This is a genomic window from Micromonospora sp. C41, assembly GCF_018070485.1.
Taxonomy (GTDB): domain Bacteria; phylum Actinomycetota; class Actinomycetes; order Mycobacteriales; family Micromonosporaceae; genus Micromonospora; species Micromonospora chalcea.
The window spans coordinates 1-25,786 of record NZ_JAGPXP010000044.1; the positions used below are offsets into that span (position 1 = coordinate 1).

Sequence of the window (25,786 nt, forward strand, 5' to 3'; positions counted from 1 at the left end):
CCCGGATCTGGGTCTCGGCGCCGACCACGGGGAAGTCGACCTCGTGGTCCTGGACGCCGCCCGCCGCGTCGAGGTAGGCGGCGACCGCGGCGCGGGCGGCGACCTGGTCGATCTGCTTCGGGCCGCCCTCGATGGCCCGCGCGCGGTCGATCATCTGGCCGCCGGCGCGGGCCGCCTCGGCGGCCAGGTTGTCCGCGCGTTGGAGCGTGCGCAGCTGGCCGGCGCCGTCGTAGGCGAGGCTGATGATCGCCAGTACGCCGGTCATCGCCACGGCCAGGAAGAGACTCACCCGGCCGTTCTCCGCCGCGCGCCGCCCGGTCATCCGCGACTCCGGTAGGTGTCCAGCGGCGAGGTGAACCTCGCCGAGACGGTCTTGCCGCCGGGCACGCCGGGCAGGCCGGGCGCGCTCAGGTCGTCGAAGGAGACGGTGCAGGTCACAGTGACCGTCACGGTCGCCGGCACGCCTGCGGCGCTCGCGTACGCGGCGGCGAAGCTCGTCGTCGTACCGGCCACCGAGCCCGCGAGGTCGAGCTGGGGTGGACCGGAGCAGTTCAGCCCCGCCCAGCCGAGCTGGTTCCGGGCCGCCTCCTCGGCGGCCTCCGCGCCGTCGTCGGCGTTGCGGGCGAGCGAGGCGGCCCGGGCGGCGTCGTGCGCGGCCGACTCCACCGCCTCGTCCGCGATCGCGGTCCGCCCGGCGACCCCGGCCAGCACCATCAGCCCGATGAAGGCGGGCGCGAGCACCGCCACCTCGATCGAGACGGAACCCCGGTCCCGCCGCGGCCCGGCGCTCATCCGGTGGTCCAGCGTTCGGCCGGGCCGTGCGCGGTCTGCGTGACCGCGAACGAGACACCCGGGATGACCGACAGGGAGCGCCCCTGCACCGTGCAGGTGACGGCGGTGGCGCTCTCGACGCACGTCGGGCCGGTCTGCTCCCAGTCGACCAGCCAGTCCCCGGACTGCTGCAGGAAGCTGATCGCCCGCTCCCGGCCGGCGTCCGGCCCGGCGTCGATCGTGCGCTGGGCGTTCACACCGGTCTGCGCGGCGTTGAGCGCCGTGGACCGGGCCACGAACCAGACGGCGACCTGGATCGAGCCGAACAGCATCACCAGGATCACCGGCATCACCACGGCCAGCTCGACCGGATTGGCGCCCCGCTCGCCCTCGGCCAGACGGGCGCGCAGAGCAGCGGCGATCCGCCCCGGACCGGGCGGACCGGCGGGCCGGCCGGCGGGCGCCGGCCGGCTCCGGACCGTACGGGCGGGGCGGGGCATCACGGGGCCTGCGGCGCCGTGTTGTTCGGGATGGCGTTCATCCAGTTGTTCGCCTTGGCCAGGGCGAGCCCGGTGACCGCCATGGCCACCGCGACCAGGCCGAAGATGATCACCGCGGTCGGCACCGGGCTGTCGCCGCGCTCGGAGTCCCGGCGCAGCTCGGCGAGGCGGGTGCTCACCGCCACGTACAGGTAGGCGTAGAGGTGCATGGTCGTCTCCTTCTCGATGGGGTTCACAGACGGGCGAGGAACGGATAGACGGCGAAGCCGAGCAGGACGAACACCAGCAGTGAGCCGGGGATGTCCAACTTGCTGGTGACCCCCTCGGCCCGGGCCAGGTTGTCGGTACGGATCTGGTCGCGCAGCGAGTCGGCACGGGACCGCAACGTCTCGTGCACCTGGGCGCCCTCGCTGCCGGAGGAGCGCATGATCGCGCCCACGTCGCCCAGCTCCGGGATGCCGATCCGGTCGGCCAGCTCCTGCAACTCGTCCCAGGGCGAGTGCATCTGGAGCTGGGCGAGCCGCAGCGCCTCCCGGATCCGGTCGAAGACCCAGCCGTCGCAGACCGCCGCCGCGCGTTCCAGCGACTGCACCGGGCCGTGCGCGGCGGACAGCTGCAGCGCCACCAGGTCGAGGTAGGTGCAGACCGCCTGCCGGAACTCGTCCCGGGCGGCGTCGGCCTTGGCGAGGACCGAGCGGTGCGCGAGCAGTCCGGCGCCGAGCGCCAGACCCAGGCTGGCCACCACCGGCACGGCCAGCGGCAGCGCCACCCCGCCGACGAAGAGCACCGCCGAGGCGACCGCCGGGGTGGCGAACCCGACGAGCGCGGAGAGCAGCACCGACAGCGCGTACTGCTCGGGGGTGCGGTCGAGCAGGGCGAGCTGCCGGTGCGGCGGGCGCAGCCAGCGGGCGAACCCGCCGAGCCAGTCCGGTCCGGCGCCGGCGGCCGGGGCCTGGCCGGGCGGCTGGTGCAGCCGGCGCAGCGCCGGGCCGAGCGCCGGGGTGGCCGGCAGCGCCTCGCGTACCACCAGGAACAGCCCGAGCCCGACCGCGCACCCGCCGAGGACCGCGATCGCCATCTGCCAGTTGAGGATCACGCGATTGCCTCCTCCGGATCGGGCGCCGGGAGGAAGCGCGCGGGCCGGGGCGGCTGGCTCATCGACCGCACCCAGACCAGCAGGCCGACGAACGCCGCGCCGAGCACCGCCATCACGAGCTGACCGGTGAGCGTCCCGTAGGGACGGATGTAGTCGCTGTTCACCAGCCCGTACGCCAGGGTCGCCAGCGTCATGCCGGTGAGGAAGCGGACCGCGAACCGGGGCTGGGTGCGTTTGGCCTCGACCTCGCGCCGCGTCGCCACCTCGGCCGAGGCGGCGGTGGCGATCGAGCCGAGCACGTCGCCGAGGCGCTCACCCCGGTCGGTGAGGTGCAGGATCAGCGCGGCCACCACCTGGTCGGCGACCGGGTCGGCGATCTCGTCGGCGAAGGCGAGCAGCGCGGAGCGGGCCAGCCAGCCGGCCTGGAGGCGGGCGGCGAGCGTGCGTACCTCCTCCTGGATCTCCTCCGGCGCGGTGGCGATGGTGCCGATGATCGCCTGCTGGAGCCCCTGGCCGGTGGCCGAGATGTCCTTGAGCCGGCGGGTCCACTCGCCTACGGCTTCGACCCGGGCGATGGCCCGCTGCTCGGCCCGGCCGACCGCGAACAGCCACGGCACGCCCGGCACCGCGAGCGCCACCAGCAGGCCGACCACCGGCAGCCCGGTGAGCAGGAACGCCGCCGCCCCGGCGACCACCGCGGCGCCGAGTAGGAGCTGGTAGCGGCGCTGGTCGGCGCGGCTCGCGCCGGAACCGGTCCAGAGCCGGCTCAGGCCGGGCCCGGTGCCCGGGGCCGGGCCCGGTGGGCGGCGGGTGCCGACGAGCGCGACCACCGCCAGCACCAGCCCGGCCACGCAGGCCGCGCCGGAGACCAGGGCGATCAGTTCGATCTGCGTCACGCCGGGCCTCCGTTCGGCCGTGCCCCGAGGCGGGTGTGCCGGGGCCGCCGCCACGCGCCCACGCCGGCCTCGACGAACCGGGTGAGCAGCCGGGCGTCGTAGCCGACGCGCAGCAACTGCTCGCGGATGCGTTCGGGCAGGTGGCGGGGGACCGCACGGCCGTCCGGCCCGGGGCCGAAGACGGTCGTCGTGGTGATCCGGTTGCCTTCGCCGACGCCGATGACCTCCTCGACGTGCGAGACGAAGCGGTGCTTGCGCCCGCCGATCGCGGTCTCGTCCTCGACAGTCACGTAGACGATCAGGTCGAGCGCGTTGCCGGCCATCCGGCGGGCCTGGTCGACTGTCATCTCCCGGCCGTGCGACAGCGCCAGCTCGATGATGCGTTCGCTCACCCCCGAGGGGGTACGCGCGTGGATGGTGCACATCGAGCCCCGGCTCGTCGTCATCGCCTGGAGCATCGGCACGATCTCCCGGGACCGCACCTCGCCGACGATGATCCGCAGCACGCCCATCCGCAGCGACACCGGGATCAGGTCGGCGATGCTGACCTCACCCGCCGGCCGTCCGTCCGCGCCGCGCTCGCCGTGCCCCTCCCGGGACTCGAAGCTCATCACCGCCCGGTGCTTGTGCCCACGCCGGGCCGGCAGCAGTTCCCGGCTCTCCTCCAGCAGCACGTACGGCTCGTCGGCCGGGATCTCGTCCATCAGCGCCCGGATGACAGTGGTCTTCCCGGCCCCGGCGAGCCCGGCGACCATGATGTTCAGCCCGGCCCGCATGGACGCGCGCAGGAAGTCGCGCAGCAGCGGGTCGATCATCTCGTCCAGGTCGGGCCGGCCGCCCGCGATGTCCTCCAGGCTCACCGCGAGCGTGTTGTGCTTGCGGATCACCGCGTACGGGCGGTGGCTGACCAGGAACACGGCGGCCAGGCGGCTGCCGTCGGGCAGTTGCAGGTCGAGCGTGGGCTTCGAGGTGGACAGCGACCGTTCGGTGGCACCCGCCCGGCGGGCCGCCGCCTGGAGGATCTCCACCAGCTCGTCGTCGGTCTCGGCGATCGGCTCGGCCCAGTCGACGCCGCCGCCGTGCCGGGTGATGCGTACCTGGTCGCAGCCGAGGATGTGCACCTCCTCGATGCTGTCGTCGACGAGCAGCGTCTGGAGCCGGCCCAGCCCGACGAGTTCGGCTGTCACCTGGTCGAGCAGCAGCCGTTCCTCGTCCGCCGCCATCGGCGTGCCGGACCGGCGTACCGAGTCGGCGTACGCGGAGACCACGGTGACCGCCAGCCGGGCGCGCTCGACCTCCTCGGCGTCGGCGTCGAACTCGCGGCCGCGCTGCCAGTGGGTGAGCCGTTCGCTCAGTTCCCGGCGCAGCTCGCGGACCACGGCGAAGTCGATCCGGGGGCGCGGCGGTGGCGGGGGCGCGGCGGGGAGCGGGCCGGGCACGTGGTGCCGCCCGTTCGGCGGCGCCAGCGGCGGAACCGTGGAGACGACGCCGGGCTGCTGCCCGCGCGGGTCGTGGGAGACCGGCTCAAACCGCACCGGACACCCCCGGCACGCTCGGGGCGGTCACCGCGCGCGGTGTGGTCGCGCCCGGCCAGGCGAGCCGGGCCCGCCGCCGGTCCAGCAGCGCCCGGACCGGCACCTCCAGGGCGCCGGCCGCGCGCATCAACGGCCGGTTCGCGCGTACGGTGCCGCCGTGTGCGAGCACCTCGGCGGTACGCGGGTCGTGCGGCAGGCGGGCGATCACCGGCAGCCGCAGCGCCTTGCTGATCTCGCTGGTGCCGTGCCCGTCCCCGACCACGAGCAGCCGCAGCGTGCCCGGCGGTACGCGGTGCTCGGTGAGGTCCCGTTCGATCGCCCGGGCGGTGGCCCGGGTGGCGGAGAGGTCGGGAAGGGTCGCGCGGGTGACCAGCAGCACCACGGTGGCGGCCCGGAGCAGCGGCCACGGTGGACCGCCGACGGCGAGCCGGCCACAGTCGACGAGCACGTCGTACGGCGGTTCGCCGCGCTCCAGCCCGGTGAAGTAGTCGGCGAAGCGCTGCCACAGCGGGATCACGCTGCCGGCCTGGGCCGGGTCCACCACGCCGGGCAGCAGCAGCCGCTCGCGCCGGGGCGCGTCCAGGTCGACCAGCTGGGACCAGAACGTGTGCTCCAGGCTGCCGTCGCGCAGCTCGCCCACCGCCAGCTCACCGATGCCGCGCGGGCCGTCCAGGGCCCCGCCGAGGTAGCCGGCGAGGATCGAGCCGCCCGCCGGGTCGCACTCGGCCAGCACGAGCCGCCGGTGCCAGCTCAGCGCGGCGGCGAGCGCCGCGGTGGTGACGCCCGGCGATCCCTTCGCCGAGACCAGGGCGATGATCGCCATCAGGCCGCCTCGGTGAGCACGAGCGCGATCCGGTCGGCGGCGGCGAGCGCCACGACCGCCGGCACGTCCCGCACGGTCAGCGCCAGGTAGACCACCACGTCGCCGTTCTGCGGCGTGGCGGTGTCGATCACGGTGCCCTCGAACCGGGTTCCGCCGGCACGGGACGCGTCGGAGCCGTTCGTGGCGTTGCTCGGTGTGCTGACCAGCAGCACCTTGTCGCCGGGGTTCAGCTTGCGGGCCGGCACCTGCTCGGGTTCCAGCCCGAGAGCGATCTGCTGCTGGCCGGCGCCGAGCAGCGGGGCCTCGGTGAGCTGCGCCTCGGTGAGCAGCGTGCCCGGGGTGAGCCGGACGGCCGCCCGCAGTCCCAGCACCTCGTCCATCCGGTCGGCCGGCACCGGCTGGAGTTCCCGCCCGCCGGAGACGCGCACCGGCACCAGGTCGTCGGCTGTGAGTTGCCGGCCCACGTCGACCGGCCGGGCCACGGCCAGGTACGTGCCGGTGGAGCGCACCGAGGTGACCGCGAACGCCGCGCCGAGCCCGCCGAGGGCGATCAGCAGGATCGCCAGGCCGAGCAGGCCGGGCCGGACACGTCGCTGCCGGACCACCTTCGGCGGCGCGACCGGCGCCTCCATCGGGGTTCCGTTGCGGGCTGTCACCACACTCATCGGGTCACCACCTGAAGCTCGTTGATCTGTACCGGGATGACGCCGCTGGACCGGCTCTGGGCGATCACGCCGCTCTCCCCGCCGCCGGACCACTCGACGGTCCAGAACGTGGTGGCGCTGACCTGGTAGGTGTCGGCCTTCGGATAGCCGGCGTCGAGACCGCAGTCGGGCGAGGTCAAGCCGGCCCGCGGCCCGTCGGCCCGGTACGGTGTGCCCGGTCCGTGGCAGGTGACGTCGATGTCGTCGGACATGTGCCAGACGATCCGGTCCACCTTCGCCGTGATCCTCACGGTCAGCCCGCGGTCGGAGGCGGAGGCGCTCAGCGGCCCGAAGTACGCCTCGCCCGGGCTGGCCCACATCCAGACCGGCAGCCCGACCAGGCCGGGTCCCTGACTGCGCCGGGGCGCGACCGAGGCCCGGGGCGGGAGCAGCGAGATCGAGGCCAGCGCGCGCCGGGCCAGCTCCTCCGGGTCCGGCGGGGCGCCGTAGCCGGGCGGCGGGGCGTCCAGGAGTTCCTGGCGCATGCTGCCCGGGCTGGTGTCGCCGCCGTTGCAGGTGAGCTGGTACCACTGCTTGCCGGGGGGCGCCTCGTCCTGCGGCTCGGCGAGCTTGTAGTAGCAGCCGTCGGCGTTGTTGAACCAGCCGAGCGTCTCGTTGTAGCAGGGGATGACGCGGCCGTTCCACTGGCACTTCGGCGCGCCGCCGCCGTTGCCGCCACCGCCGTTGTCCCCGCCGCCCGGCCCGCCCGGGCCGCCCGGGGTGCCGGGGTCGTCGTCCCACACGTCGCAGTCGGTCTGTTCCGGCGGGCACGAGCCACCGGGGTCGGCGGCACGCGCGGGCGCGCCGGTGAGCGTCAGCAGCGCGGCGAGGCCGGCGGCGAGCAGCACCCGGCGGAGCGTCCCGGCCCGGGGCGGGCGGGCCGGGACACCCCTTCCTCCCCAGGTCAGCACGGCTGGTCCTGATGTGCGGCGCCGCCGTTGATCAGCCACCGGCCGTCCGGGAAGCGGGCCGCTGTGGCGGTGGCGAGGTAGCGCCCGCCGCGGGTGCCCGGCACGGCCTTGCGGTCCTTGGCGTAGACGAGCCGGTAGCCGCTCGCGTCCAGGCAGTCCTGGATCTCGACGGTGGGTGGGCGGGCGGTCAGGTCGACTGAGACCACTGTGGGGTCGGAGACCAGTTTCCCGGTACGCATCGCGCCGTGCTCCTTCGCGTCGAGAATTGCCATTCGCACCCGGGTCAGCAGCGGATCAGCCAGAAAACGGGCCAGAGCGGGATGGGACGGATCGCTTCGGGCGCTCGCCGCCCGGGACGCGTCGAGATAGCCGGAATACGCGGCAAGCGCCGCCTTTTCGGCTTCTTTCTCCGCCTCGGCGGAATGGGTGGCGGGGGCGGTGGCGCGGCCGGTGAGCGGTCGGTTGGCCGCCTCCGGCTCGGTGCCGCAGCCGGCCGCGCCGACCGCCAGCGCGAGGCTGAGCAGGTAGATTTCCCATCGGCGGGATTGCCGTGTGCGCAACGCCGATCCCTCCTCGGTGCCGGCCCGGGGCGATCACGCCGACCCGCTCCGGGCATGCGGAAGCGCACCCGGAACTGTCGCTCCGGGCCCCCGTCGCCGCCACTCGTATTGACCTGTACTGATAGCTGCGGATTCTGTGCCCTGACTCCTCCGACGCCAATTGATCGGGGGTTGCGTCGTACCCAAGGGGCGAGCATAAGCTCACGTCCGCCGATGCAACAGAGGCAATTCACGTGAACACGGTGAGTGAAGACGGGAGGTGGTGGCCGGTGTGTGTCGTCACGATGACGAGCGGGCTTCCGGTGGGCTCCGGGCCGGCGGGCGTGTGCTCACCCGTACCCGCCGTGGCGGTGGCGACGAGCCGCCGGTATGGGTGGGGAGCGGGCCGCTCGTCCGATCCGTCCCGCCGGTTCGATAGGGCTCACACCGCGGTCGGTCCCGGCCGGTCGCGCGTCGCGCCGCACGCCGCTGCGGGCTCCCCCGTCACATCAGCGCGAACGAGAAATCACTCTGCGTGCTCCACCATGGAACATACGGCGACCGGACGGGGGAGCCGGCGTGACCACTGAACGGGTACGGCGTACCGGACCGGTGGCCGAGGTCCGCCGTCCGGTCGTCCGGCTGCTGGCCGCCCTCGCGGTCGTACCGCTGCTCCGGCTGGCGGTGGCGCGTTACGCCGTACCCCCGGATTGTCCGGACCGGACGGCGTGCGACGGCTGCGCCGCCCCGATCGGGCTGGACCGGCCACTGCCGGCGCTCGGCCCCGCGGCCCGGTGCCCGGCCTGCCGGGCCCGGGTCGGCGCGGCCCCGGCCGTGGTCGAGGTGGCGCTGCTCGTGGCGGTCGCCGTGCCGGTGCTTGCCGGCGGCGTGCCCGCCGCGCGCCTGGCGCTCGCCTGGTGGCTGCTCTGGGCGGTGCCGATGACGATCGTGGACGCGATGGCGCACCGGCTGCCCGACCGGCTCACCTGGCCGGCCGCGGCCGGCGCGTGGGCGCTGCTCGGGGTGGCCGCGCTGACCGGCACGGGCGCGGACCCGTGGATCCGCGCCACAGCCGCCGCTCTGGCGCTCGGCGGCGGCTTCGCCGCGACCACGCTGCTGCTCGGGCGGCGCGGTTTCGGCCTCGGCGACGCCAAGCTGGCGCTCGGCGCGGGCGCGCTGCTCGGCTGGTACGGCTGGCCGGTGCTGGTGGCCGGGCTGGTGCTCGCGCTCCTCCTCGCCGGGGCGACCGGGGTGGCGCTGCTCGCCGCCCGGCGGGTCCGCTGGTCGGGGCACCTGCCGTTCGGGCCGTTCCTGGTGCTCGGCACCGCCGCCACGATGGTGCTCGTCACCGTGTGATCGGCCACCCGCAGGTGCGGGCGGGGTCGCCACGGGTATCGGGGTCCCAGCCGCCTCCCAGCCGGGTCTGGTTCGGTGGCGGTCCAGGCTTCGGACTCGGGAGGGCACGTGTCGCACGGCGACGACGGTTGGCGGATCCGGCGTACCAGCGCGGACCTGGACCGGCTGGGCGAGACCGAGTCGGTCTTCGCGCTCGCCAACGGCTGGGTGGGCTGGCGCGGGACGCTCGACGAGGGCGAGCCGTGCGGCATGCCGGGCAGCTACCTCAACGGGTTCCACGAGCAGCACGAGCTGAGCTACCCGGAGAGCGGGTACGCGTTCCCGGAACGCAGCGACACGGTGATCAGCGCGCCCAACGCGGCCCTGATCCGGCTCTGGGTGGGCGACGAGCCGCTGGACCTGCGCACCGGCACGATCCGGCGGCACCACCAGGAGCTGGACCTGCGCGCCGGGGTGGTCCGGCGGGAGACCGAATGGGTCTCGCCGGGTGGCCGGGGTGTCCGGATCCGCAGCACCCGCCTGGTCTCGCTGACCCGCCGTCCGGTCGCCGCCGTCGACTGGGCTGTCGAACCGCTGGACGAGCCGGTACGGCTGCGGATCGGCGCCGACCTGCTCGCCAACCAGCGGGTGCCGGAACGTGCCGACGACCCCCGGGCCGCCTCGGTGATCCACGACCCGCTCACCGGCGAGATCCGCCGCGACGACGGCCTCGACGGGGTGCTCGTGCACCGGACCGGGCGCAGCGGGCAGCGGGTCGCCGTCGCCGTCGCGCACCGGGTCGAGGCACCCGACGAGATCGCCACCGGCACCGAGCTGACCGCCGACCGGTTCCGGCTGGCGCTGTCCGGTCCGGTACGCCAGGGCGAGCGGATCCGGGTCACCCGGTTCGCCGCGTACGAGTGGGCGGAGGTCGACGGCACCCCGCCCGGTGAGCTGGCCGACCTGGTCGTCGCGGAGGCGGACGCGGCCCGGGCCGACGGGTTCGACGCCCTGCTCGCCGAGCAGCGCGCCGCGCTGGATGCCGCGTGGGCCACCGCCGACGTCGAGCTGGACGGTGACCCGGAGCTGCAGCTCGCGGTGCGGTTCTCGGTGTTCCACCTGCTCCAGTCGGGGCGCGCCGACGGGGCCCGGACCATCCCGGCGAAGGGGCTGACCGGCAACGGCTACGACGGGCACGTGCTCTGGGACACCGAGGGCTACGTGCTGCCGGTGCTGACGTACCTGGCGCCGGAGCTGGCCCGCTCGGCGCTGCGCTGGCGGCACGCCCACCTGCCCGAGGCCCGCGAGCGTGCGGCCGAGCTGCGCCTGGCCGGCGCCACCTATCCGTGGCGGACGCTCAGCGGCCGGGAGTGCTCCGGCTACTGGCCGGCCGGCAGCGCGGGCCTGCACGTCAACGCGGACATCGCGGACGCGATCCTGCGGTACGTCGCGGCCACCGGCGACACCGCGTTCCTCGCCGAGTGCGGCGCCGAGGTGCTGATCGAGACCGCCCGGCTGTGGCACGGCTACGGCCACTTCGACGACGCCGGCGCGTTCCACCTGACCGGCGTCACCGGCCCGGACGAGTACTCCGCGCTGGTCGACGACAACGTCTTCACGAACCTGATGGCCCGGCGCAACCTGCGCGGCGCCGCCGACGCCGCCGAGGACTGGCCCGAGGTGGCCGCCCGGCTCGGTGTCGACGCCGCCGAGGTGGCCGGCTGGCGGGCCGCCGCCGACGCCATGTTCGTCCCGTACGACGGCAAGCGCGGCGTGCACGAGCAGTCGGCCGGGTTCACCGCGCAGCCGGAGTGGGACTTCGCCGGCACCGGCGAGGACGACTATCCGCTGCTGCTGCACTTCCCCTACCAGGAGCTGTACCGCAAGCAGGTGGTCAAGCAGGCCGATCTGGTGCTGGCCATGCTGCGCTGCCCGGGGGAGTTCACCGCCGAGGAGAAGACGCGCAACGTCGCCTACTACGAGGCGCGGACCGTCCGGGACTCGTCGCTGTCGGCGTCCGCGCAGGCGATCCTCGCCGCCGAGGTCGGGCACCTCGACCTGGCGTACGACCTGTTCGCCGAGACCGCGCTGCAGGACCTCGCCGACCTGGGCGACAAGACCGCCGACGGGCTGCACCTGGCGTCCCTGGCCGGCGCCTGGCTGGTGGTGGCGCAGGGCTTCGGCGGGCTGCGCGACGACCGGGGCGTGCTCGCGTTCGAGCCGCGGCTACCGGGGCGGATCACCCGGCTGGTGTTCCACCTGCGCCGGCACGGGCACCGGCTGCGGGTCACGCTCACCGCGCGGGAGGCCCGTTACGAGCTGCCGGACGCCGGTCCGGGCGACGCGGTCGAGCTGTGGCACCACGGCGAACAGCTCCGGGTCACCGGCGACGGGCCGGTCACCCGGCCGATGCCGCCGGTGCCCGACCCCGGCCCGGAGCCGCAGGCTCCGCCCGGCCGCCGTCCGGAACGGCGCGCTCAGGAGGCGGCGGGCGGCGACGACTGAGCCGGCAGGCCGGACATCCGGGCGACGACCTCCTCCAGCGCCTCGAAAGCGTACGCCCAGTTGTGGCACTTGAAGCTGCGCAACCCGGTGATCGGGGTGCGGCAGTCGGCACAGTGGACGCCCGGGATCGCGTCCGGCACCTCGGTGTTCACGTACTTGCGTTCGCCGAGGATCACCCGGGCGATCATCGTGCGGTCGTGCACGCCGTGCAGCGCGGACGCGACGATGTCGTACCAGGTCGGCCGCCGCCCGCACTTCGGGCAGTCCGGCTCGTCGCCGCTGACCCACAGCGGAGCGCCGATGCTGCGCGCCGGCATGTTCAGCAGCTTCTCCAGCCGGCGTACGTCCGCCTCCGGGGTGGTCCAGCGGTGCCGCCCGGGCAGCGACGCGGGCGAGTCGTAGACGGCGCGGAACACCGCCGGCTCGACCTCCACTGTCTCCCGTCCACCTGTCATCGGTACCTCCTCGCGACGGCGTGTCCCACCGTCGTACCAGGTGGACGGCGGGATCGGCCGGATCGTCGACACGACGGGTCAGCGGTGTGTCGCGCAGAGTGCTAGACATCGAGGCGTGACGGAGGCTGAGAACCGACCCAATGTCGCCCGGATGTACGACTACTACCTGGGCGGCTGCCACAACTTCGCCGCCGACCGGGCCGCCGCCGAGGAGGTCCTGAGGATCTTCCCGGACACCGGCGTCGCCGCGCAGAGCAACCGCGCGTTCCTGCGCCGGGTCGTGCGGTGGGCCGCCGAGCAGGGGATTCGCCAGTTCCTCGACATCGGCGCCGGCCTGCCCACGCAGGGCAACGTGCACGAGGTGGTGCGCGCGATCCGCCCCGACGCCCGGGTGGTCTACGTCGACCACGACGAGGTGGCGGTCGCGTACGCCCGGCGGTTGCTGCCCACCGACGGCCGCACCGTGGTGCTCCGGGGTGACCTGCGGCGGCCCGGCGAGTTGCTGGCCGACCCGACGCTGCGGGCCACCATCGACCTGAGCGAGCCGGTGGCGGTGCTGCTGTTAGCGGTGCTGCACTTCGTGCCGGACGCCGACGACCCGTACGCGGCGGTGGCGACGCTGCGCGACGCCACAGTGCCGGGCAGCGTGCTCGCGCTGTCCCACCTCACGCTGGACGGCCTGCCGACGCTGCCCACCGAGCAGGGCACCGCGATCTACCGCCGCAGCAGCTCCCCCCTGGTGCCCCGCACCCGCGACGAGGTGGCCCGCTTCCTCGACGGGTACGAGCTCGTCGATCCGGGCCTGGTCAAGGTGGCGGACTGGCGGCCCGACGGCGAGCCGCAGGCCGCGGTGTCGCACGGCTACGGCGGGGTGGGCGTGCGCCGCTGAGGCGGGAGTCAGTCCAGGCCGCCGTGCGCGGCCCAGAGCGCGGCGGCGCGGTCGGCCGCCGCCGCCACGAGCGCGGCCAGTTCGGGCCGGTCGGGCACCCGGAACGACACGTACGCGCCGCGGCCGCCGGCGGTGGGCCGGCCGTACGCCTTCGCGGCGAGCCGCCCGTCCGGCAGCAGCCGCACGTTGAGCGTGGTCAGGGTGAACTCCTCGCCGCGCCGGGTGTCGGTCCAGCGCAGCTCCTCCGGCACCGTCACGTTGATGGCGAGGGCGCTGACGTCGGGTGAGGCGGCGCTGCTCATCCGGCGATCGTCCCACGACCACGCGCTCACCGGCGCAGTGTGGTTTCCCGGGTCATGCGGGACAGCTTTTCCGGGTTGCGCACCGCGTAGAGGCCGCTGATCCGGCCGTCGTCGAGGCGTACCGCGACGACGGTGTCCAGCTCGCCGTCGAGGCGTACCAACAGTGCCGGGTAGCCGTTCACCTGCGCCGGTTCCATCGACGCCACGGCGGCGATCCGGGACCAGCCGCCGGCCAGCAGCCGGGCCACCTTGTCGCCGCCGGTGACCGGGCGGGCGAGCGCCTGCTTGATCCCGCCGCCGTCGCCGACCAGCACCGCGTCCGGGGCCAGGACGCGGAGCAGCCCGTCCAGGTCGCCGGTCTCGACCGCCCGCCGGAACGCGTCGAGGGCGTCGCGGGCCTCGGCCGCCGGGACGGTACGCCGGGGGCGGCGCGCCGCGACGTGGGCGCGCGCCCGGTGCGCGATCTGCCGCACGGCGACGGGCGTCCGCTCGACCGTCTCGGCGATCTCGTCGTAGCCGACGTCGAACACCTCACGCAGCACGAACACGGCCCGCTCGGTCGGCGTCAGCGTCTCCAGCACCAGCAGCATCGCCATCGACACGCTGTCGGCCAGCGCCACGTCGTCCGCCACGTCGGGCGCGGTGAGCAGCGGCTCGGGCAGCCACGACCCGACGTACGACTCCTTGCGCCGCCCGAGCGTGCGCAGCCGGGTCAGCGCCTGGCGGGTGGTGATGCGCACCAGGTAGGCGCGCCGGTCCCGCACCTCGCCGAGGTCGACGCCGGCCCAGCGCAGCCAGGTCTCCTGCACCACGTCCTCCGCGTCGGCGGCGGAGCCGAGCATCTCGTACGCGACGGTGAAGAGCAGGTTGCGGTGCGCGAGGAAGTCCTCGGTGGCCTGGTCCGCCATGACTGGCTCCTCCGCTGTCCGGCTGCGCTCCCCACCAGACGCCGCCCGCGACCGCCGTGTGACATCGGGTCGCTGTGGTGGTCCTCACCCGCCGGCGCCGTCACGCCGGAGCGGTCCCCGGCGTCTCGTGTTCGTCCGACACCACCGAAGCAGAGAGGGCGCAACCCATGCAGACCCGATTCAACCTGTTCGAGAACCCGGTCTCGGCGGCGTTCATGAAGCGTTTCGCCGGCGCGGGCCTGGCGATCCACCAGTCGACGTTGCCGCGCACCGTCCAGGAGCTGGTGTCGCTGCGGGCCAGCCAGATCAACGGCTGCGGCTGGTGCATCGACATGCACACCAAGGAGGCGGTGGCCGGGGGTGAGAGCGCGGTGCGGCTGAACCTGGTCGCCGCCTGGCGCGAGTCGACAGTGTTCACCGAGGCCGAGCGCGCGGCTCTGGCGTTCGCCGAGGAGGGCACCCGGTTGGCCGACGCGCATCAGGGCGTGTCCGACGAGACGTGGGCGCGGGTACGCGAGCACTACGACGACGACCAGATCGCCGCGCTGGTGTGCCTGCTCGGGCTGATCAACGCGGCGAACCGGTTCGCGGTGCTCGTGCACCAGCGCGGCGGCTCGTACGAGCCGGGGATGTTCGCGGCGGCGATGAGCTGAGCGTCGCCGTCACCGTAGGTTCCAGAAGAACGACCGGACGTCGTCGACGAACAGGTCCGGCACCTCCAGCGCGGCGAAGTGACCGCCCCGGTCGAACTCGCTCCAGTGCCGGATCGTGTACGTCAGCTCGGCGATCGGGCGTACGGACCGGGTGATGTCGTGCGCGAACACGGCGACTCCGAGCGGCGGCGGGCAGGGCGCGGGCGGGCCACCGAACGCGCTCTCCCGCACCAGCCGCGCGGACGAGGCGGCGGTGCCGGTGAACCAGTAGACCGAGACGTCGGTGAGGATGCGGTCCACGCTGACGGCCGATCCCGGGTCGGTCCACTCGGTGAACTTCTCCGCGATCCACGCGAGCTGCCCGACGGGTGAGTCGTTGAGCGCGTACGACACGGTCTGCGGGCGGCTGGCGTAGAGCACCTGGTGCGGGTGCCGCTGCGTCTTGAGCCGCATGATCCGGGCGAGCCGGTCCCGGTCCTCGCCGGACAGTCCGGCCTCGCCGGTCCAGCCGGGCGGCGGGGGCGTGGGCAGGTAGTTGAGGTGTACGCCGACGACGTGTTCCGGGTCGATGCCGCCGAGCCGGGTGGAGATCACCGAGCCCCAGTCGCCGCCCTGGGCGCCGTACCGCCGGTAGCCGAGCCGGCGCATCAGCTCAGCCCAGGCGCGGGCGACCCGGTCGACGTCCCAGCCGCGTTCCCGCGTCGGGCCGGAGAAGCCGAATCCGGGGATCGACGGTACGACCAGGTGGAACTGCTCGGATAGCGGGCCGAGCACGTCGAGGAACTCCACGACCGAGCCGGGCCAGCCATGGGTGAGGATCAGCGGCAACGCGTCCGGGTCGGCGGCCCGTACGTGCAGGAAATGGATGTTCTGTCCGTCGATGGTGGTGGTGAACTGCGGATACCGGTTCAGCTCGGCCTCGGCCCGCCGCCAGTCGTACGCGGTGCGCCAGCGCTCGGCCAGCTCGCGTACGCGGGCCAGCGGGATGCCGTAGTCCCACCCGGCGCCTGGTAGCTCGTCGGGCCAGCGGGTGCGGGCCAGGCGGTCGGCCAGGTCGTCGAGGTCGGCCTGGGGGATGTGGATACGGAACGGCTCGATCACGGTAGCTCCGATCGTTGGTGTCACTAACGTTTGTGCGGCGAACGATAGCGCAGATCGTTGGGGGCGCCAACGTTTTTGGATAGGCTGGGCATGTGGAGAACCCGGAGCCGGACGTCGTACCCACCCGCCTGGCCGGCCTGCCGAGCTGGCTGATCACCCAGACCGCCGTACGCGCCGGCCGGCTGGTGAGCGACGGGCTGGCGGCGGTCGACGCGCGTGGCTACCACTTCCGGCTGCTCGCCACGCTCGACGAGTTCGGCCCGGCCAGTCAGGCGGCGCTCGGCCGGCGCAGCGGCATCCACGTCAGCGACGTGGTGGCGGCCCTCAACGAGCTCGCCGAGCGGGAGTTCGTGGTCCGCGCCCCGGACCCGTCCGACCGGCGGCGCAACGTCGTCACCATCACCGCGGCGGGGCGGCGGCAGTTGCGGCGGCTGGAGAAGCGACTCGCCGAGGTGCAGGACGACCTGCTCGCGCCGCTGACGCCGGACGAGCGGGCGGACCTGACCCGGCTCCTTGCTCGGGTGCTGGCCCACCACACCCGTCCGTCCGTCTGATCGTCCGGCTTTCGCGCCCGGTCGCCCCACTCCCTACCGATATCACTATCGATAGTGATACGGTTCAGTCATGGCGATGTCGATAGAGCGGTGGGCGGAGGTGGCGCTGCACCCGGTGCGGCTCCGCGTCCTGCGTGCCGTGGCGGGCACCCGGGTGACCACTCACGACCTGGCCGAGCTGCTGCCCGACGTCCCGCACGCCACGCTCTACCGGCACCTGGCGACGCTCGTGAAGGCCGGGATGCTCGACGTGGTGCAGGAGCGCAAGGTGCGCGGCGCCGTCGAGCGGGTGTACGCGCTGCCCGCGCACGGCGCGGCGCTGGACCCGGCGGCCCTGGCCACGGCCACGCCGGAGGAGCACGCGCGCTACTTCACCGCGTTCGTGTCGAGCCTGCTGTCCGAGTTCTCCCGCTACCTCGCCCGCGACCGCGTCGACTTCGTCGCCGACGGGGTCGGATACCAGCAGCTCGTACTGCACCTGACCGACGCCGAGCTGCACGAGTTCGCGGCCGGGCTCAACGCGCTGGTCGGCCCGTTGCTCGCCAGAGGGCCCGGCGACGGCCGGATCCCCCGGCTGCTGGCGACCGTCCTGATGCCCGCCGATCGCCCGGTGACCCCCGGTGACACGCACACGTCAGCGCACGACTCCGACACGACGAAGGGCGACGACTGATGGCCTCCGTAATGCTCAACGGCGATGTGATCGACATCCGGTTCACCGGATGGGAACGGATGTGGGTCGGGCGGGAGCGGTTCGCGCTGCGCCTGGCCGCCGTGCGGCACGCCGCCCCGGTGGACGAGCCGATCCGGCTGGCCCGGGGCGCCCGGCGCGGGTACGCCGTGTCCGGCTTCGCCAAGATCGGCGTCTGGGGTCTGTTCGGCGGTCCCCGGCAGCTCGTGGCGGCCCGGCGCGGTCAGCCCGGCCTGCACCTGGTGCTGGACCGCGCGGCGGCCGGCGGCGAGTTCGACGAGGTGGTGGTCTCCGACCCGGCCGCGCCGGGCCTCGCCGAGACGATCGGGCGTGCGACGCGGGGCCGGCCATGACCGGCGACCACCTGGCGATCGAGGCGTCGGGCCTGACCAAACGCTACGGCGACGTCACCGCCGTACGCGACCTGACCTTCACCGTACGACCCGGCGCGGTCACCGGCTTCCTCGGCCCGAACGGCGCCGGCAAGACCACCACGATGCGCATGCTGACCGGGCTGGTGACGCCCACCAGCGGCACCGCCACGATCGGCGGGCAGCCCTACGGCCGGCTGGCCCAGCCGGCACGGACCGTCGGCGCGGTGTTCGACGGCAACGCGTTCCACCCCGGCCACACCGCCCGTGACCACCTGGGCGTCTACGCCGCGATGGCCGGCTGCCCGGACAGCCGGGTCGCGGAACTGCTGGATCTGCTCGGCCTCGCGCAGGCCGCCGACCGTCGTACCCGGGGGTTCTCCACCGGCATGCGGCAACGGCTCAGCCTCGCCACGGCGCTGCTCGGCGACCCGCGTGTCCTGCTGCTCGACGAACCGTCGAACGGCCTGGACCCGGAAGGCATGTCGTGGCTGCGCGGGCTGCTGCGCCGCCTCGCCGACGAGGGCCGCACCGTACTGGTCTCCAGCCACGTCCTGCACGAGGTCCAGCAGGTGGTCGACGACGTGGTGGTGATCCGGCGCGGCGAACTCGTCGCCGCCGGGCCGTGGTCGCGGCTCACCGGCCCTCCGACGGTGCTCGTCACCTCGCCGGACGCGACAGCCCTGGCCGCCGCGCTGGCGGCCGCCGCCGGGTCCGTCGAGGCCGCCGGGCCCGGCCGCCTGCGGGTACGCGGACTGGACGCGCCGCGCGTCGCCGACCTGGCCGCCGACCACCGGCTGCGGGTCCACGAGCTGGTCACCGAGACCACAAGCCTCGAACAGCTCTTCCTCGACCTGACCACCGAAAAGGCGGAGGCCCGATGAACCTGATCAGAGCGGAACTACGCCGGGTCCTGGCCACCCGCATGTGGACCGGGCTGCTGCTCGCGGCCGTCGCGCTCGGCGGCGGTTTGGTCGGGCTCATGGCGCTCGTCGGGCCGGAGAACTTCGACCCGCCGATGCCCGGCCTGCACACCGAGGAGGGCCTGCGGTCCATCCTCGGCATCCTCGGCTTCACCGCCTTCGTGCCGGCCGCCGCCGGCGCCCTCGCGGCCACCTCCGAGCACCGGCACGGCACCGCCGCCGTCACGTTCATGTTCGCGCCGCGCCGAGGGCGGGTGCTGGCCGCCAAACTCGCCACCCACGCGATCGTCGGCCTCGCCTACGGCCTCGTGCTCGCCGTCGCCGCCGCGGCAGCCCTGTTCACAGTCGCCGCCGCGCGTGGCGTGTCGCTGGGCCTGCCCGCTCCCACGGTGCTGGCGCTGCTCGCCCGCATCGGCGTCGCGATGGCGGTGTACCTGCTCGTCGGCACCGGCGTGGGCGCGCTGCTCCGCAACCAGGTCGCGGCCGTGTGCGTCGTGGTCGGCTACCTGTACCTGGCCGAGCCCGTACTGATGATGATCCCCGGCGTCAACGCGCTCTACCCGCTCCTGCCCGGCGGCGCCACCGCCGCGCTCACCGACTTCACGTACGTCGCCGACGCGATGTCCGCGCAGCTCGGCAGCGACGCCGTCGCGCTCCTGCCGCCGGCGGCCGGCGCACTGCTGCTGACCGGGTACGCGCTCGCCGCAGCCGCGATCGCCGTGGTCGTCCCGATGCGCCGCGACATCACCTGAGCGTCGCCGCGCGGTCGCCGTCCGGCGTAACAGGGGTGGCGTCGGCCGAAGACGATTCGTACTCTGGTCCTCCGACGTCCGGGGTCGACGGTGGGGGAGGTCGACGCTGCATGGACCCGGTCCTCGCCGATCTGCCGACCGACCGTGTCCTCGCCCTGTCCGGGGCGGACACCGGCGCGGTGGCCATGGCGATCGCCCGCGACCACGCGGAGCTGGCCGTCGTCGTGCACCGCCCGGCCTCGGCGTACGCCATGCCGGCGGATTTCGCGCGCGCCGCGCGGGACCGGCTCGAACAGGTGGCCGTCGAGCTGCTGCCGGCCTGGCTCCCGGAAGCCGCGCACGGCGTCCGCCCGGATACCTCCGGGCTCGCGGCCGTGCGGGCCGCGGCCGCCGCTCTCGCCCGCCGGGACCGCTACCCGGGTTCCTTCCTGACCGACCTGGCCGTCTTCGCGGTGACCGGGCGACGCCCCGCCACCAGGGCGCTCCCGCTACGCGCCACGGCGTCCGCGCTGGCGCGTCTCGTCGCCGCCGCGTTCGGCCGGCGGAAGGTGGTGCTGCTCGTCGGGCCGGTCGACGACGCCGCCGTGATCGCGGCCGGTGCCGCGTGGCTCGTGCAGCACGGCGGCCCGGCGGTCTGGCTGGCCGGAGCGGGTACGGCCGGACTGGACGGGCTGCCGGTGTTCCGCGTCGCACCCGCGACGGTGCCCGCCGGGCACGCTCCGGTGGCGGGCCGGCCGCATCCGGGCAGCGACGCGGAGAAGCTGCTGGAGGCGGCGCTCGCGGCTCAGAGCTGGGCAGCCGGACGGAGATGGAACCAGAGCTACCAGTCGCACCGCCTTTCCGCGCCGGTGCGACTGGATCTAGTGTGGCCGGACGAGCGGTGCGTGGTGGAGATCGACGGCCCGGAGCACTGCCGCCCGGTCCGCTTCGAGGCCGACCGGCAACGCGACGTCCAGCTGCAACTGGACGGCTATGCCGTCCTGCGCTTCACCAACGCCCGAGTAGTTCACGACGTCGGCACCGTGGTCACGCAGATCGGCACCTATCTGCGGGCACGTCGCCGAGACCTGGCGGAAGGACGGCACCATGGCCGGCGATGACCTGACCGCATCCGAGAGCGCGATCCTCGTCGTGCTCATGGCCGAGGCGCGGGAGGTGCTGAGCACCGAGCTGCGGGACCGCTACGGCCTGGTCGTACGCAAGCCGCAGCGCGACAAGCTCACCCGCCTGCACTACGTGGCCAGCCGCAAGAGCGGGCCGACGTACGCCCTGCAACTCGACGACAAGGGCTGGGTCCGGATGCAGAGCGACCTCGACTTCACGCTGCGGGGCGCGAGCGCGCTCGGTGCCGCCCTCACCGCGTTGCAGGCGCACCTGCGCGACCGGGTCCTGGGGCGCAGCGGCTGCGCGACGCTCGCCGAACTCTTCGCGCTCACCGACGTGCGCGCGCCGGCCGCCTCGCCGGCCGCCGAGCCGTCCGGATCGCTGACCGCGCGTGTGGTCAGCGCGTACCGGGCGCTCGCCGACGAGCCCGGCGCCTGGGTGAGCCTGCGCCGGCTGCGGCCGTTCCTCGCCGACGTGCCCCGCGACGACGTGGACGAGGCGCTGCGCCGGCTCAGCCGGTCCGAGGGCGTCACCATCGCGCCGGAGTCGAACCAGAAGACGCTCACCGAGGCGGACGTCGCGGCCGCGCTGCGCCTCGGCGGGCAGGAGAACCACCTGCTGGCGATCGGCGTGTGATGAACGAGGCGGAACGGAACGCGCTGGCCACCCTGCGGTTCGACTGGGCGCCGGTGCCCGACGACGTGTGGCGGCCACTGCCCTTCCACGTCGAAGGTCTGCACGTGCCGGTCGTCCGGGACGTGCTCGCCGGAGTGGACGAGGCCGCGTCGAACCCGCACGGCAGCCCGCTCGGCCTGGTCGTCCAGGGCCAGCGCGGCTCCGGCAAGACCCACCTGCTGGGCGTGATCCGCCAGCAGGTGCAGGAGCGGAACGGCTACTTCTTCCTGGTCGGCCTGCTCGACGCCGGTGGCTTCTGGGACGGCGTGCTCGCCGCGATGCTCGACGGCCTGTCGCGGCCGGTGCCCGGCAGCCGCGAGACACAACTCAAACTGCTGCTGCGGCGCCTGTCCGCGCTCGTGGGGGCGCCCCGGACGGCGCGCCGGGCGGTCATGGGCGACACCGAACTGACCAAGGCGGCGCTGGACGCCTTCCTGGACGGGCTCGGGGACTTCGACAGGCACGCGGCCCGCACCTGTCAGGAGACGGCGCGTGCGCTCGCGCTGAGCGCCTCCGAGGACATCGCCCACCGCGACATCGCGGAGAACTACTTCCTCTCGGGCGAGGAAATGGTCGCCGGGGAACGCGCGGCTTGGGGCATGCGCCGCGTCCCGCGCCCGGCCCAGCAGATCGTGCAGGACCTCTCCTGGCTGCTCGCCCTCACCGGCCCGTCCGTCGTGGCGATCGACCAGGTCGACACGCTCATCGCGCAGTTGGCCATCCAGAGCGACCCGGCCCTGGCCGGCGCGGCCGACATGAGCCCCGAGCAGGCGCTGATGCTGGCCCGGATGGCGGACGGCCTGATGGCGTTGCGGCAGACGACCCGGCGCACGCTCACCGTCCTCGCCTGCATCCCGAACTCGTGGACCATCATCAAGTCCACAGCCGCCGACACCGTGGCCGACCGGTTCCGGGAGACGCCGCCGCTGCGCCGCATCGACGACGCCGACCTGGCCCGGGCGATCATCGAGAAGCGGTTCACCCTCCGCTACCGGGAGGCGGGGTTCGTCCCGCCGTACCCGTCGTGGCCGGTGTCCCCGCGCGCCTTTGCCGAGGCCGGGGCGTTCACCCCGCGTCAGCTGCTCATCGAGATCGACGGGCACATCCGCGAATGCCTCGCCGCTGACGAGGTCCGGGAGATGACCACGCTCGGCGATCCGCCCACCGCCGAACCTCGGGCGCCCCGACCTGCCCCGGTGGCCGCCACCGCCGAGGAGATGGACCGCTACGACGCCCGTTTCGCCGAGCTGCGGGAGGCCGCCGACGTCACCGGTCCGCTCCGGCGGGCGTCGGAGGACGAGGCGATGCCGCCGCTGCTCGCCGCCGGGCTCACCGCTTGGATCCTGGAGCGGGGCGACGCGGGCGAGGCGTTCAGCGTCGACCCGCCCCCGAGCACCGACCCGCCGCTGCACGCCCGGCTGCGGCTCACGCTCGACGAGCGCACCGAGGACCAGGTGCACTGGTGTTTCCGGGCGATCGGCGACGACCACCACGGCAACGCGGCGCTGGCCCGGCTTCGCAAGGCGTCGGTGGCCGCCGCCCTCGACACCGGTTCCGGCCGGCGGAAGCTGTTCCTGCTGCGCAACCGTGCCTGGTCGACAAGCGCGGCCACCCGCAAGGCGGTGGGCGCGTTCACCGAGGCGGGTGGCCAGACGCTCGGCATCGACGACGAGGACGTGCGCGTTCTCTCCGCGCTGCGGGTCATGCTCGCCGAGGCCACCATGGACCTGCAGGGCTGGCTGGCCGAGCGCCGGCCGACCCGGGAGCTGAAGTTCCTCCAGCACGCGCTGGCCGACGTGGACCGCTGGACCACCGACGGCGGACCGTCGCCGGAACCGACCGAGCCGGCGGCCCAGCCGACCCCGGCGCCCGTAGCGCCCGTCGTGGCCGCCGCGCCCGCTCCCGTGGCGGACCCGGCGTTCGTCGTCGGGCACGGGTACGACGACGGGGAACCCGTGCCGCTGGCGCTGGAGGCGCTGCGCAAGCACGCCACGATCTTTGCCGGCTCCGGCTCCGGCAAGACAGTCCTCATCCGCCGCATCGTCGAGGAGTGCGCGCTGGCGGGCGTCTCCGCCATCGTGCTCGACCCGAACAACGACCTCGCCCGGCTCGGCGAGGGGTGGCCCGAGCCGCCCGCGCAGTGGCGCCCGGGTGACGCGGAGCGGGCCCGGGACTACCTGGCCCACACCGACGTCGTCGTCTGGACACCGCGCCGCAACTCGGGCCGCCCGCTGAGCTTCCAGCCGCTGCCCGACTTCACTGGCGTACGCGACGACCCGGACGAGTTCGCCGAGGCCGTCGAGGCGGCCGTCGCGGCCCTCGCGCCGCGCGCCATGGTCACCGGCCGGGCCACCCGGGCCCACCTCGGGCTGGCCGTGCTGCGCAAGGCCGTCGAGCACTACGGCCGGCGTGGCGGTTCCCGACTGCAGGGCCTCGTCGACACGCTCGCCGACCTGCCGGACGGGATCATCGACCTGGACGACGCCGACAAGATCGGTCTCAGCCTGGCACAGACCCTGACCGCCGCCATGGTGAACGACCCGCTGTTCGGGGGCGAGGGCACGCCGATGGACCCCGGCGTGCTGCTCACCCCCGCCCCCGGCAAGCGGGCCCGCGTCTCGGTGGTCAGCCTGGTCGGTCTGCCGTCCGACGATGTACGGCAGAGCTTCGTCAACCAGCTCCAGATGGCGCTGTTCGCCTGGATCAAGAAGAACCCGGCTGGGGACCGGCCGCTGCTCGGGCTGCTCATCATGGACGAGGCGCAGACGTTCGCCCCGTCCGGCGCGATGACCGCGTGCACCCAGAGCACGCTGGCGCTCGCCGCCCAGGCCCGCAAGTACGGGCTCGGGCTGATCTTCGCCACCCAGGCGCCGAAGAGCCTGCACAACCGCATCCCGGGCAACGCGGCGACCCAGCTGTACGGCCTGATGAACAGCCCGATTCAGATCGAGACGGCCCGCGAGATGGCTCGGGCCAAGGGCGGCGACGTGCCGGACATCTCCCGCCTGACCGTCGGCGAGTTCTACCTCGCCGCCGAGGGCGCGGCGCCCCGCAAGATCCGGACCCCGCTCTCACTGACCCACCACCCGCGCAGTCCGCTCACCGTCGAGGAGGTGCTGGACCGCGCTCGCGGCGGTCAGGGACGCAGCACGTAGCGTCCGCGTACCCCGCCCTCGGCCGCCGCCCGGTGGGCGTCCGCCACCCGGTCCAGCGGCACCACCGCGTGCACCCGAGCCGGCAGCTCACCGGCGGCGGTGCGGGCGAGCAGGTCGGCCAGACGTACCCCGTCGGCGTGCACCTCGACCGCGCGCACCGTGACACCGCGTTCGGCGGCCGGGTGGGCGTTCGGCCGTACCCCGACGAACACGCCGCCGTCACCTACCAGCGCGAGCCCTCGGTCCTGGAGCGCCGCGGCGTCGGCGACCGCCTCCCAGCCCGGCTCGGCGGCGGTGGTGAAGTCGGCGCCGAGCCCGCGGACGAACTTCTCGTCCCCGGCCCGCGCCAGGCCGGTCACCCGCCATCCCCGGTCCCGGGCGAGCGGCACGACGTAGCCGCCGACCGCGCCGGCGGCGCCGGTGACCAGCAGCCGGCCGCCGGCGGGCGGGTCGCCGAGCAGGTCGACGATCTGCGCCGCGGTCAGGCCGTTGAGCGGCACTGTCGCCGCCGCCACCAGGTCCAGATCATCGGGTACGACGGCCAGGTCGGCCACTGGTACGACGAGTTGCTCGGCGTACGTGCCGAAGTCGCGGTCGAACCCGCCCACCAGGCCGGCGACCCGGGTGCCCACGGCGAGGTCGACGCCCGGCCCGGCGGCGGCGACGACACCGGCGAAGTCCCAGCCCAGGCCGGTGTGGTGCGGCTGGTGGATGAGCCCCAGCGAGTGGAAGAAGCCGCCGACGACGCCGAGGTCGGCCGGGTTGACCGGCGCCGCCGCGACGTCCACCCGGACCTCGCCGGGTCCCGGCTCGCGCTGCGGGACGTCGATGATCTCGATGGCCTCGGGTCCGCCCGGGGTGCGGACGACTGCGGCGCGGAAGGTACGCGTACCCATGGTTCTGTCTCCTTGGTCGTGAGGGATGCCGTGCTCCACGATGGAGGGGTAACTTTCCATCGGGAAGTACGCACTTCGGAGTGCGTTGGGTACCCCCGGGTAGGAGGCGCGGACGATGCCGACGCAGACGGCGGCGGAGAAGCGGGCGCAGGCGCGGGAGGAGTACGACGCGTTCCTCGCCGGCTGCCCGAGCCGGCAACTCCTGGACCGGATCTCCGACAAGTGGGTGGCGCTGATCCTGGCCGCGCTCGGCCGCGACGGGCCCGACCGCAACGCGGAACCGCGGGTCATGCGCTACTCCGAGCTGTCGCGGCGGTTGGCCGGCGTCAGCCAGAAGATGCTCACCCAGACGTTGCGCTCACTGGAACGCGACGGCCTTGTCACCCGCACCGTGACGCCGAGCGTGCCGGTGACTGTCACCTACGAGCTGACCGACCTCGGTCAGTCGCTGCACCAGCTGATGTACGGCATGAAGCTGTGGGCCGAGGCGCACATGGACGAGGTGCACGCCAACCGCGAGCGGTACGACGCCGCCGGTCACTGACCGGATCCCCGAAACTTTCGGTCGTGCTCGCGCTTCTCGGCGCCCTTCGCTCGCACGGTCATCCATGGACTCCCGCGCTGATCAGCCGGTTGAGTCCATGTTCGCGTCGACATCGACATTGACCGATCGTGCCGTCGCGGATATCTTCCCAGGGAAGTTACCGGTACATCTTCGAAAAGTTTCAGGGCAGTGACGCGG

General features: G+C 74.1%; 29 protein-coding genes. 13 read left to right on the forward strand and 16 right to left on the reverse strand.

What is annotated here, in order from left to right:
- The 11 genes from KBX43_RS29015 to KBX43_RS29065 form a co-directional block, all read right to left on the reverse strand.
- Nucleotides 1-322, reverse strand: a 322-nt coding sequence (locus KBX43_RS29015) for a hypothetical protein (RefSeq protein ID WP_210888326.1), incomplete at its 3' end; no start/stop codon positions are given.
- Nucleotides 319-792 (reverse strand): TadE/TadG family type IV pilus assembly protein, encoded by a 474-nt coding sequence (locus tag KBX43_RS29020; protein WP_043327510.1) that lies wholly within the window; start codon nt 790-792, stop codon nt 319-321. The genes KBX43_RS29020 and KBX43_RS29015, both read right to left, overlap by 4 nt.
- Nucleotides 789-1,271 carry a TadE family protein gene (locus tag KBX43_RS29025; protein ID WP_104113534.1) on the reverse strand — a complete coding sequence of 161 codons (483 nt, stop codon included), beginning with the start codon at nt 1,269-1,271 and terminating at the stop codon, nt 789-791. The genes KBX43_RS29020 and KBX43_RS29025 overlap by 4 nt, the downstream gene beginning before the upstream one ends.
- Nucleotides 1,271-1,480 (reverse strand): hypothetical protein, encoded by a 210-nt coding sequence (locus KBX43_RS29030; protein WP_013283462.1) that lies wholly within the window; start codon nt 1,478-1,480, stop codon nt 1,271-1,273. The genes KBX43_RS29025 and KBX43_RS29030 overlap by 1 nt, the downstream gene beginning before the upstream one ends.
- A 23-nt stretch (nt 1,481-1,503) precedes the next feature.
- Entirely contained in the window at nt 1,504-2,349 is an 846-nt protein-coding gene (locus tag KBX43_RS29035) for a type II secretion system F family protein (protein ID WP_124779077.1), read from the reverse strand.
- Nucleotides 2,350-2,363: 14 nt separating this feature from the next.
- The gene (locus KBX43_RS29040) at nt 2,364-3,317 is read right to left on the reverse strand and encodes a type II secretion system F family protein (protein ID WP_374226032.1); all 954 of its coding nucleotides are present in this window, start codon (nt 3,315-3,317) and stop codon (nt 2,364-2,366) included.
- Nucleotides 3,260-4,798 (reverse strand): CpaF family protein, encoded by a 1,539-nt coding sequence (locus tag KBX43_RS29045; RefSeq protein WP_030500636.1) that lies wholly within the window; start codon nt 4,796-4,798, stop codon nt 3,260-3,262. The genes KBX43_RS29040 and KBX43_RS29045 overlap by 58 nt, the downstream gene beginning before the upstream one ends.
- Nucleotides 4,788-5,621, reverse strand: coding sequence for a hypothetical protein (locus KBX43_RS29050; protein WP_043327507.1), 834 nt, complete (start codon nt 5,619-5,621; stop codon nt 4,788-4,790). The genes KBX43_RS29045 and KBX43_RS29050 overlap by 11 nt, the downstream gene beginning before the upstream one ends.
- On the reverse strand, nt 5,621-6,286 hold the full coding sequence (locus KBX43_RS29055; RefSeq protein ID WP_210888328.1) for an SAF domain-containing protein: 666 nt from the start codon (nt 6,284-6,286) through the stop codon (nt 5,621-5,623). Before KBX43_RS29055 ends, KBX43_RS29050 begins: the two co-directional genes overlap by 1 nt.
- Nucleotides 6,283-7,236: a hypothetical protein gene (locus KBX43_RS29060; protein ID WP_043327505.1), complete on the reverse strand. Its 954-nt coding sequence runs from the start codon at nt 7,234-7,236 to the stop codon at nt 6,283-6,285. Before KBX43_RS29060 ends, KBX43_RS29055 begins: the two co-directional genes overlap by 4 nt.
- Entirely contained in the window at nt 7,230-7,796 is a 567-nt protein-coding gene (locus KBX43_RS29065; protein WP_210888330.1) for a hypothetical protein, read from the reverse strand. Before KBX43_RS29065 ends, KBX43_RS29060 begins: the two co-directional genes overlap by 7 nt.
- Nucleotides 7,797-8,354: 558 nt before the next feature.
- On the opposite strand from KBX43_RS29065, the gene KBX43_RS29070 reads away from it, so the two are divergent.
- Together KBX43_RS29070 and KBX43_RS29075 are read left to right on the forward strand one after the other, a co-directional pair.
- Entirely contained in the window at nt 8,355-9,131 is a 777-nt protein-coding gene (locus tag KBX43_RS29070) for a prepilin peptidase (protein ID WP_210888332.1), read from the forward strand.
- A 108-nt stretch (nt 9,132-9,239) separates the two neighbouring features.
- Entirely contained in the window at nt 9,240-11,615 is a 2,376-nt protein-coding gene (locus KBX43_RS29075) for a glycoside hydrolase family 65 protein (RefSeq protein ID WP_210888334.1), read from the forward strand.
- Here the strand turns inward: KBX43_RS29075 and KBX43_RS29080 are convergent.
- Nucleotides 11,588-12,070 (reverse strand): hypothetical protein, encoded by a 483-nt coding sequence (locus tag KBX43_RS29080; RefSeq protein WP_043330744.1) that lies wholly within the window; start codon nt 12,068-12,070, stop codon nt 11,588-11,590. The genes KBX43_RS29075 and KBX43_RS29080 overlap by 28 nt on opposite strands.
- Before the next feature lie 115 nt (nt 12,071-12,185).
- Here KBX43_RS29080 and KBX43_RS29085 point away from each other — a divergent pair, with 115 nt between their 5' ends.
- Entirely contained in the window at nt 12,186-12,959 is a 774-nt protein-coding gene (locus tag KBX43_RS29085; RefSeq protein WP_064448364.1) for an SAM-dependent methyltransferase, read from the forward strand.
- A gap of 8 nt (nt 12,960-12,967) precedes the next feature.
- On the opposite strand, the gene KBX43_RS29090 is transcribed toward KBX43_RS29085, so the two are convergent.
- Both KBX43_RS29090 and KBX43_RS29095 read right to left on the reverse strand, forming a co-directional pair.
- The gene (locus tag KBX43_RS29090; protein WP_231915634.1) at nt 12,968-13,291 is read right to left on the reverse strand and encodes a hypothetical protein; all 324 of its coding nucleotides are present in this window, start codon (nt 13,289-13,291) and stop codon (nt 12,968-12,970) included.
- On the reverse strand, nt 13,288-14,169 hold the full coding sequence (locus KBX43_RS29095; protein WP_210888336.1) for an RNA polymerase sigma-70 factor: 882 nt from the start codon (nt 14,167-14,169) through the stop codon (nt 13,288-13,290). The genes KBX43_RS29090 and KBX43_RS29095 overlap by 4 nt, the downstream gene beginning before the upstream one ends.
- A 167-nt stretch (nt 14,170-14,336) precedes the next feature.
- On the opposite strand from KBX43_RS29095, the gene KBX43_RS29100 reads away from it, so the two are divergent.
- On the forward strand, nt 14,337-14,822 hold the full coding sequence (locus KBX43_RS29100) for a carboxymuconolactone decarboxylase family protein (RefSeq protein WP_043327495.1): 486 nt from the start codon (nt 14,337-14,339) through the stop codon (nt 14,820-14,822).
- A 9-nt stretch (nt 14,823-14,831) separates the two neighbouring features.
- On the opposite strand, the gene KBX43_RS29105 is transcribed toward KBX43_RS29100, so the two are convergent.
- Nucleotides 14,832-15,923 carry an epoxide hydrolase family protein gene (locus tag KBX43_RS29105; RefSeq protein WP_210888338.1) on the reverse strand — a complete coding sequence of 364 codons (1,092 nt, stop codon included), beginning with the start codon at nt 15,921-15,923 and terminating at the stop codon, nt 14,832-14,834.
- A 92-nt stretch (nt 15,924-16,015) separates the two neighbouring features.
- Between KBX43_RS29105 and KBX43_RS29110 the strand changes: the two genes are divergently transcribed.
- From KBX43_RS29110 to KBX43_RS29145, 8 genes are all read left to right on the forward strand, one after another.
- Nucleotides 16,016-16,477: a MarR family winged helix-turn-helix transcriptional regulator gene (locus KBX43_RS29110; RefSeq protein WP_104113499.1), complete on the forward strand. Its 462-nt coding sequence runs from the start codon at nt 16,016-16,018 to the stop codon at nt 16,475-16,477.
- A 70-nt stretch (nt 16,478-16,547) separates the two neighbouring features.
- Nucleotides 16,548-17,150, forward strand: a complete 603-nt coding sequence (locus tag KBX43_RS29115) for a helix-turn-helix domain-containing protein (RefSeq protein ID WP_247677830.1) — start codon at nt 16,548-16,550, stop codon at nt 17,148-17,150.
- Entirely contained in the window at nt 17,150-17,521 is a 372-nt protein-coding gene (locus KBX43_RS29120; protein WP_064448368.1) for a hypothetical protein, read from the forward strand. Before KBX43_RS29115 ends, KBX43_RS29120 begins: the two co-directional genes overlap by 1 nt.
- Nucleotides 17,518-18,423, forward strand: coding sequence for an ABC transporter ATP-binding protein (locus KBX43_RS29125; RefSeq protein WP_113972241.1), 906 nt, complete (start codon nt 17,518-17,520; stop codon nt 18,421-18,423). Before KBX43_RS29120 ends, KBX43_RS29125 begins: the two co-directional genes overlap by 4 nt.
- Complete coding sequence (locus KBX43_RS29130; protein ID WP_064448370.1) at nt 18,420-19,214, forward strand: ABC transporter permease; 795 nt, start codon at nt 18,420-18,422, stop codon at nt 19,212-19,214. Before KBX43_RS29125 ends, KBX43_RS29130 begins: the two co-directional genes overlap by 4 nt.
- Nucleotides 19,215-19,324: 110 nt before the next feature.
- The gene (locus KBX43_RS29135) at nt 19,325-20,314 is read left to right on the forward strand and encodes an endonuclease domain-containing protein (protein ID WP_210888340.1); all 990 of its coding nucleotides are present in this window, start codon (nt 19,325-19,327) and stop codon (nt 20,312-20,314) included.
- On the forward strand, nt 20,301-20,954 hold the full coding sequence (locus KBX43_RS29140) for a hypothetical protein (RefSeq protein WP_210888342.1): 654 nt from the start codon (nt 20,301-20,303) through the stop codon (nt 20,952-20,954). The genes KBX43_RS29135 and KBX43_RS29140 overlap by 14 nt, the downstream gene beginning before the upstream one ends.
- On the forward strand, nt 20,954-24,148 hold the full coding sequence (locus KBX43_RS29145; protein ID WP_210888344.1) for an ATP-binding protein: 3,195 nt from the start codon (nt 20,954-20,956) through the stop codon (nt 24,146-24,148). Before KBX43_RS29140 ends, KBX43_RS29145 begins: the two co-directional genes overlap by 1 nt.
- Here the strand turns inward: KBX43_RS29145 and KBX43_RS29150 are convergent.
- Complete coding sequence (locus KBX43_RS29150; RefSeq protein ID WP_210888347.1) at nt 24,130-25,044, reverse strand: NADP-dependent oxidoreductase; 915 nt, start codon at nt 25,042-25,044, stop codon at nt 24,130-24,132. The two genes, KBX43_RS29145 and KBX43_RS29150, sit on opposite strands and share 19 nt — an antisense overlap.
- 115 nt (nt 25,045-25,159) lie before the next feature.
- Between KBX43_RS29150 and KBX43_RS29155 the strand changes: the two genes are divergently transcribed.
- Entirely contained in the window at nt 25,160-25,588 is a 429-nt protein-coding gene (locus KBX43_RS29155; protein WP_043327477.1) for a helix-turn-helix domain-containing protein, read from the forward strand.
- The last annotated feature ends 198 nt before the right edge of the window (nt 25,589-25,786 follow it).